This window comes from Mongoliibacter sp. (genome assembly GCF_007692705.1).
Lineage (GTDB): Bacteria > Bacteroidota > Bacteroidia > Cytophagales > Cyclobacteriaceae > Mongoliibacter.
Genome location: NZ_REBN01000253.1, coordinates 1 through 6,930 on the forward strand (window position 1 = coordinate 1; position 6,930 = coordinate 6,930).

A 6,930-nucleotide genomic window follows, 5' to 3' on the forward strand; every position below is an offset into this window, starting at 1 on the left:
GTAATGACAGGGGGTGGTCCGGGCATTATGGAAGCAGCGAATAGAGGAGCCAAAAATTTTGGAGGAAAGTCTGTAGGTTGTAATATCATCCTTCCCTTTGAACAACACCCAAATCCCTATTTGGATAAGTGGATGAATTTCAAATACTTTTTTGTCAGGAAAGTATTGCTTTCCAAGTACAGCTTTGCTTTTGTGGTGATGCCTGGTGGTTTTGGGACTTTAGATGAGTTTTTTGAAGCCCTTACCTTGATACAGACCAAGGTAATGAGACGATTTCCTGTAGTATTAATGTGCAGCGATTTTCATGAAAATCTCTATGCATATATCCAACATATGGCTGATTACGGGACCATAGATAAAAGGGATTTAGACTTATTTTTACTCACAGATTCAATTGATGATATGGAGGCACATATACTCAAGTATGCAGTAGAAGGGTATGGTCTCAAAAGAAGAGAAGATCTTGAACCCTCTTCTTTTTTGGGAGAAGAGAAGCCATAAGCCTGGTTGTTTATGACTATCTCAAGTTCTTAAAAAAAAAGAAGCTGCCCATCTTTTTGAGCAGCTTTTCTTTTATAGGTCTTTTTTGGCAAGGTAGAAATCTACCATTTCGTAGTCTGATGCTTCCCTTTCAAGCATTTCTGCAACAGTTTTTGGAGGAGATACAATTACTTTATCTCCTTCGCGCCAGTTAAGCGGCAAAGAAACTTTGTGCTTATCTGCGGTCTGTAAGGCAATCAGGGCTCTTTTGATTTCGTCCATATTACGACCCACATTCAGGGGATAATACATGATCAACCTGATTTTTGCCTTTGGATCAATGAAAAACACGGCTCTTACAGCAGCAGTTTCACTTTCTCCGGGCTGCAACATGCCATAGAGTTTAGAAACTTTCATATCTATGTCCGCAATAATTGGGAATTCAAAAAGGACTCCAGTATTCTTCTTTACATTGTTTACCCAAGCAATATGGGAATGGATGGAGTCAATGCTGAGGCCTACCAATTTGGTGTTTTTTTCATCAAAAAATCCCTGATCGAGTGCAAATCCGCTCATTTCTGTGGTACAGACTGGCGTGAAATCAGCAGGGTGGGAAAAAAGAATGGTCCAACTGTCTTTGATATATTCTAAGAATTGCATCGGGCCAGTAGTTGTCATTGCCTTGAAATCAGGTGCTAAATCTCCGATTCTAGGCATTGTAATTAAGTTTTGTTCTTCCATGATAAAATTGTTTTACTTGTTGATTCAAATTTCATCAATTAATAATTGAATTAACGTGATATAAGTCGCAATAGAAATTAAAATACTATAGATTTTATCTATCGATAGAGCTTAATCCCTTGGAATGCCAATTTACAATGGCCAGAAAAATAAGATCAATGGAATGGCAGCAACAGTAATCAATATAGAAACAGGTAGACCCATTTTGAAATAATCCTTGAACGCATATCCTCCAGGGCCCATTACCAAAGTATTGGACTGATGCCCTATGGGTGTTAAAAATGCAGCTGAAGCTCCTACTGCAATGGCCATCAAAAACGGATCTGCCGAAACCTCAAGTCCTTCGGCAATATTGATGGCAATAGGTGCCATGAGGACAGCAGTGGCGGCGTTGTTGATAACGTTTGAAAGTAACATGGTGGTTACAAAAAACAAAGCTAAACTAGCTTCAGGTGGTAGGCTGGCACCCAACTCCAACATGAGGTTTGCGATTTTATTTGCTCCACCAGTGCTTTCCAAAGCCGTACCCAAAGGAAGCATAGCTCCTAACAAAACGATTACTGGCCAGTCAATTTTTTGGTAAAGTTCTTTAAGGTCAAGTGTTTTTGTCACGACCATAGCAAAAGCTGCCAGTGTAAAACTGATCTGCACGGGGAGAATGTCGGTAATGATAAGTACAATTGAGGCAATAAATATACTCAGTGCGAAGACAATTCTTTTTGGTTTGCCAATGGAAAAACCTCTATCAGCCAAAGGAAGACAACCCATGGATTGCAAGCTTTCGTTAATTTTTTCAGCATTTCCTTGAAGCAACAGGACATCTCCCACTTTGAACTTGACATGGTCAAGTCTTTTCTTGATTTTTTTGTCTTGACGGGATACTGCAAGTAGGTTGACACCGAATCTATTGCGCATTCTGAGACTGACAGCAGTCTGATTCGAAATGGGAGCATCAGCCATAACAACAGCTTCTACAATGGATATCTCCTCACTTCCAATAGCCTTTTCTCCTTGTTTTTCATTTTCACTTTCTTTGTTTGCTACAAGCGTACATTTACTCTTTTCAAGGAATTTTTTCAAGTCATCTCCATCACTTTCAATAGAAATAATATCTCCTTCCCTTAATACCATATTCATGTCGGGTGCATGCATCAGGTAATTACTTCTGACCACGTTAAGCACCTGAATGTCTCCCTCGCTGATATCGGTAACCTTTAACAAGGGCTCACCTTCAAGTTTAGAATCCTTTTCTATGATGATTTCAGTAATGTAATCTTCAATATCGAAGTAATTCTCGTCCTTTTTATTACCTGAAATTCTTTTTGGAATCATTCTCCATCCAAGAAGGATGATAAAAATAAGCCCTACTACTGACACACCAATTCCAACAGGAGCAAAGTCAAACATAGAGAATGAGCCCTCCATTTCTTTGTTTCTAAAACTGGCAATGATAATGTTGGGAGGAGTACCGATCAATGTGATCATCCCTCCAAGCAAAGAAGCAAAAGCTATAGGCATGAGCAGTGAGGAGGGGGAGTTTCCACTTTTCTTAGCCAAATGCAGTGCTACAGGCATCATTACTGCCAATGCCCCCACATTGTTCATAAAAGCGGAAGCTATGCACACTATGAGGCAAAGTACTGCGACCTGCAAGGTGAGGTTGTCCCCTAGTTTTATTACCCATTTGCCAATAAGATCTATTAAACCTGAATTTTGTAAACCTGCACTTACCACAAGAATTACAGCAACTGTAATGACCGCGGGATGGGCAAATCCTAAAAATGCATCTTCCACAGGGATGATTTCAGTAATGGTCAGGATCAATAAACAAAATACCGCTACGATATCATGTCTAAATTTACCCCAAACAAATAGAATAAGAGCAAGTACTAATGTTCCAAAAACTATATTCAATTCCATAAAATAAAGGTTAAAAGTTTACCCAAGCCCTACATCTAAAACCATCATTAAAGTAAAACCAAGCATAAATCCAAGGACTGCAAGGTCTGTATACTTATCCCTTTGGGTTTCAGGAATCACTTCTTCTACTACCACATAGATCATTGCACCTGCGGCAAAAGAAAGGGCATAGGGCAGAACATTTTTCATGTAAACTACTGCCAAAGCACCGATCACTCCTGCAACAGGTTCAACCATTGCAGAAAGCTGGCCAAACATGAAGCTTTTGCTTCGACTGGCCCCATTTCTTCTCAGAGGCATAGCTACCGCCATCCCTTCGGGAAGGTTTTGTATACCTATCCCTATTGTCAATGCAATGGCTGCGGTCAGCGTAGCCTGATCTAAATTGAGGGCAGCAGTTCCAAAAAGCATACCTATAGCCAAACCCTCCGGGATATTATGCAAAGTAATGGCTAATAGAAGCAGGGTTGACTTATGCCAGTTGGTTGGGATACCTTCAGATTCACTTTTACTGAAATTGATATGCAAATGAGGGAGCAGTCTATCCAAAAGAAAAATAAATAAACCTCCAAGAAGGAAGCCTCCCGCGACCGGAGCCCAATGAAAACCGGGGTGGATGTCCTTGGCATAGTCCAAAGCAGGCGTGAGCAGTGACCAAAAACTTGCAGCTATCATAACTCCTCCGGTAAAACCCAGCATAGTGTCAAAGACCGATCTTCTGATGGTTTTGAAAAAGAATACTATGGAGGCACCCAAGGCTGTCATCAGCCATGTGAAAATGGTAGCTGTTAAAGCAGATTTTACAGGGCCCTGTTCGAATGCCCACGCCTCAATGGTTTCAATCATATAAACTGAGTTAAGAGGAAATATGCTAGTTTTTCTTCGGACTTACAATGGGTAATTGATTTAGTTTAAATAATAACCTATTGTAACAATATGGAAGCTATAATTATTTTTTTGCACTCCAATTATATAAAAGTTTCAGCACCCTTGCAGGCAGGTCCCGTTTTTTTTAAAACCCGGCCATCAAGGCAATGATGAAATTTCTTCCCGGGGCAGCTATTCCGGAACCGTAAGTCCTGAACCTTACATCGGTTATATTTTCCAGACCTACACTCAAAGAAATGTTTTTCTGAATCTGATAGAATCCTTTGAGATTGATCGTCGCCCAAGAAGGGCTGATGGGATTGCCATTTTCATCTATCGCATACAGTTCGGGCTTACCTCTTTCTTCTAAGGGAAGTTGCTTAAAAGAAAACCCACCTGCATATTCTGAATAGAGTTGAGCCCTGTACTTTTCTTTTTTGAACTCCAGTCTTGTAACGCCAAAAGTAGGAGGTGCATGTCTTGAAGGGCTTTGTATCCCACCCTCCATTTCTTCAATGCCCTTTTGAATGTTGATTCTCGAGGAAAGTGAAAGGTTCTGAGGAAGCTTGATTTCTAATGCTGCTTGAAGACCTACGATTCTGACAAAGGCTGCATTTTGTAAAGCCAGCACCCTACTGAGTTCGCCGTCGTAGATAATGCTATCCTGTCCGTTTAAGGTAGCCTCTCTCCTTACAAGTGCATTCTCCAATAAAGTATAATAGGCGGTCAAGTCAATCATAATGTTTTCATTGATGACTTTTCCTGCGTTGGCTTCCAAATTATAAGCATACTCGGCCTTAAGGTTGGGATTGGGTATCATTACGGTTCCCGGTTCGGAGTCAAAGACTTTTCCAATATCATCAACATTCGGAGCACGGAATCCCGTGGAGGCATTGAGGTGAAAAGTCCAGGTGTCTGTAGGAGTGAAAACCCATCCTGCACTTGCTGTCAAGGCTCCTTCTTCATTATTGCTCGTGGTAAAAGGCAAAGGGTAAAATTCCTGATTGGCATTGAAGTCTGCACTTATGCCAAATCTACTGTACCTCAGTCCTGCCTGTATCAGGGAGGAAGGGGTTAGTTTTTTTTGGTAGGTAGCATAGGCTGCATAGGAGTTCCAGGTAGCCATCGGATATCTAGCCGCAGCGTTACCCATTTCCCCAGTGAAGATATTTTCCGAGGTGCCGAAAGACTTGACATCATTTAAAATATATTCCAAGCCATAAAATACCTTTGCGTCATTGGGAAGGTCCTTGAGGAAGTCTAGATTGGCAGAATAGGCATCTACCTGCTCTACTCTAGTCCGCCTATTTGGATTATTGAAATTCCTATCTATTCGGCTTTCCCCGAAATTTTGAACAGCCAAGCTTAAGGTAAATTGATCATATAGACTAACCTTGCCTGCAGTGTGGGAAATTTTTAAATGATTCATCATCCAGGATTGAGGACCATATTTCCATTCGCCTGAAGCAGGTGTTCCATCAGGACGGACTCTGATAAGTCTGTCATACCTGTCGAACTCCGAACTTGCTGAATAATGGAAACCATATTGAAAATCCCATTTCTCATTGGGAGAAAAGCGGATTTTTTGCATGATATTAAATTGATCGTAACCTGTGGGGACCTGATTCTGGGGGTCTGGATTTTCTACAACCACATCCCGATCTCCTTCTCTTACTACATAGTTTGGACGTAAAAAAATATCCGGTCCACGACTGCCCATCCGCAAGTCACCATAGTCATTCCTACTTATACTGGTGACAGCTGCCCATTTTTTTCCACCGTATTTAAAATGAACATGACCTGTTTTTTCACTGTTGGCAGTGCTGGTTCTCAAAGCAGTATTTCCTTTGATGTAAAAATTATCATTTTCAGAAAATTCAGCCTGTAAGGTTTGAAAACTCATCACAGCACCAATCGCATCACTGCCATAAATGATTGACCCTGGGCCGAAAAAAACTTCAGTGCTTTCGGTTGCAAAAGGATCGAGTGAAATGACATTTTGGAGATTACCACTACGGAAAATGGCTGTATTCATTCTTACACCATCTACGGTGTAAAGCAACCTGTTGGTAGAAAAGCCCCTGATCATTGGACTACCTCCACCTTGTTGGCTCTTTTGGATAAAGACTTCGCCTGAAATGCCCAATAAGTCTGCAGCAGTCTGGGGGTTAAGCAACTCACGTTCTTCCTTAGTGATAGAGGTGATTCTGGCGGGAATTTCCTGCCGGGACTGACTCCATTTGGTGGCAGAAACAACAGCCTGTTCCAAGGCAATGGTAGAACTTTCAAGAAAAACTTCGTAGCCTTTCTTTTCCAAATCTGCGAAAGTCCTGTTGATGGTTTTATATCCAAAAAGCCTGAATTCAATTTTATCAGTTCTAGAAAAATTACTTAGGTCAATTTTTCCCGATTCATCTGATAGTTCTACCAGGTTATTTTTGGCTTGGGATACCACCACAAATTCAAGAGGGCTTTTGTTTTCTCTATCAAAAATAAAAACGCTTTGCGTAAAACCGGTTAAGGCAAATAGGAAGAATAAACAGGCGAACGCGGTTAATCTCTTAATCATCTGGGTTTGGAAAATATGAATCTGTCCCAAAAATAAGTCTAATCCCACGACTTGCTAAAGTGATTCATATTATTGTACCATTGACCTGAAGAGCGGAATAAAACAAGTTTAACCTTAATAGATTTGATATCAAAAAGCTGACAGTTTGCTTTAAAATATTCGGATCGGAAGATGACAGACCGTCTTGATCACTATTATAAATAAATAGATTTTAAATAAGCTTTTCCGAGAGCTTATAAACATTTATTTAGTTTTGTAATTATTTTTTTAATTGTACTATTTAAATAAAAAAGGTAATTATTCATTTGATTAAAAAACATAAATAATTAAATTTCAAATGTTTAAGCTTCTTT

The 6,930-nt window shown here is 40.2% G+C and carries 5 protein-coding genes; 1 reads left to right on the plus strand and 4 read right to left on the minus strand.

Annotated features, from left to right (window positions below; translation table 11 throughout):
- Positions 1 to 501, plus strand: a 501-nt coding sequence (locus EA341_RS17300; protein ID WP_293016422.1) for a TIGR00730 family Rossman fold protein, incomplete at its 5' end; no start/stop codon positions are given.
- 72 nt (positions 502 to 573) lie between these two features.
- Here the strand turns inward: EA341_RS17300 and EA341_RS17305 are convergent.
- From EA341_RS17305 to EA341_RS17320, 4 genes are all read right to left on the minus strand, one after another.
- Complete coding sequence (locus EA341_RS17305; protein ID WP_293016423.1) at positions 574 to 1,221, minus strand: peroxiredoxin; 648 nt, start codon at positions 1,219 to 1,221, stop codon at positions 574 to 576.
- A 132-nt stretch (positions 1,222 to 1,353) separates the two neighbouring features.
- Positions 1,354 to 3,141: an SLC13 family permease gene (locus tag EA341_RS17310; protein WP_293016424.1), complete on the minus strand. Its 1,788-nt coding sequence runs from the start codon at positions 3,139 to 3,141 to the stop codon at positions 1,354 to 1,356.
- Between the two features lie 18 nt (positions 3,142 to 3,159).
- The gene (locus tag EA341_RS17315) at positions 3,160 to 3,987 is read right to left on the minus strand and encodes a ZIP family metal transporter (protein ID WP_293016425.1); all 828 of its coding nucleotides are present in this window, start codon (positions 3,985 to 3,987) and stop codon (positions 3,160 to 3,162) included.
- Positions 3,988 to 4,153: 166 nt separating this feature from the next.
- A complete protein-coding gene (locus EA341_RS17320; protein WP_293016426.1) occupies positions 4,154 to 6,577 on the minus strand; it encodes a TonB-dependent siderophore receptor in 2,424 nt (807 codons plus the stop codon).
- Positions 6,578 to 6,930 lie beyond the last annotated feature (353 nt).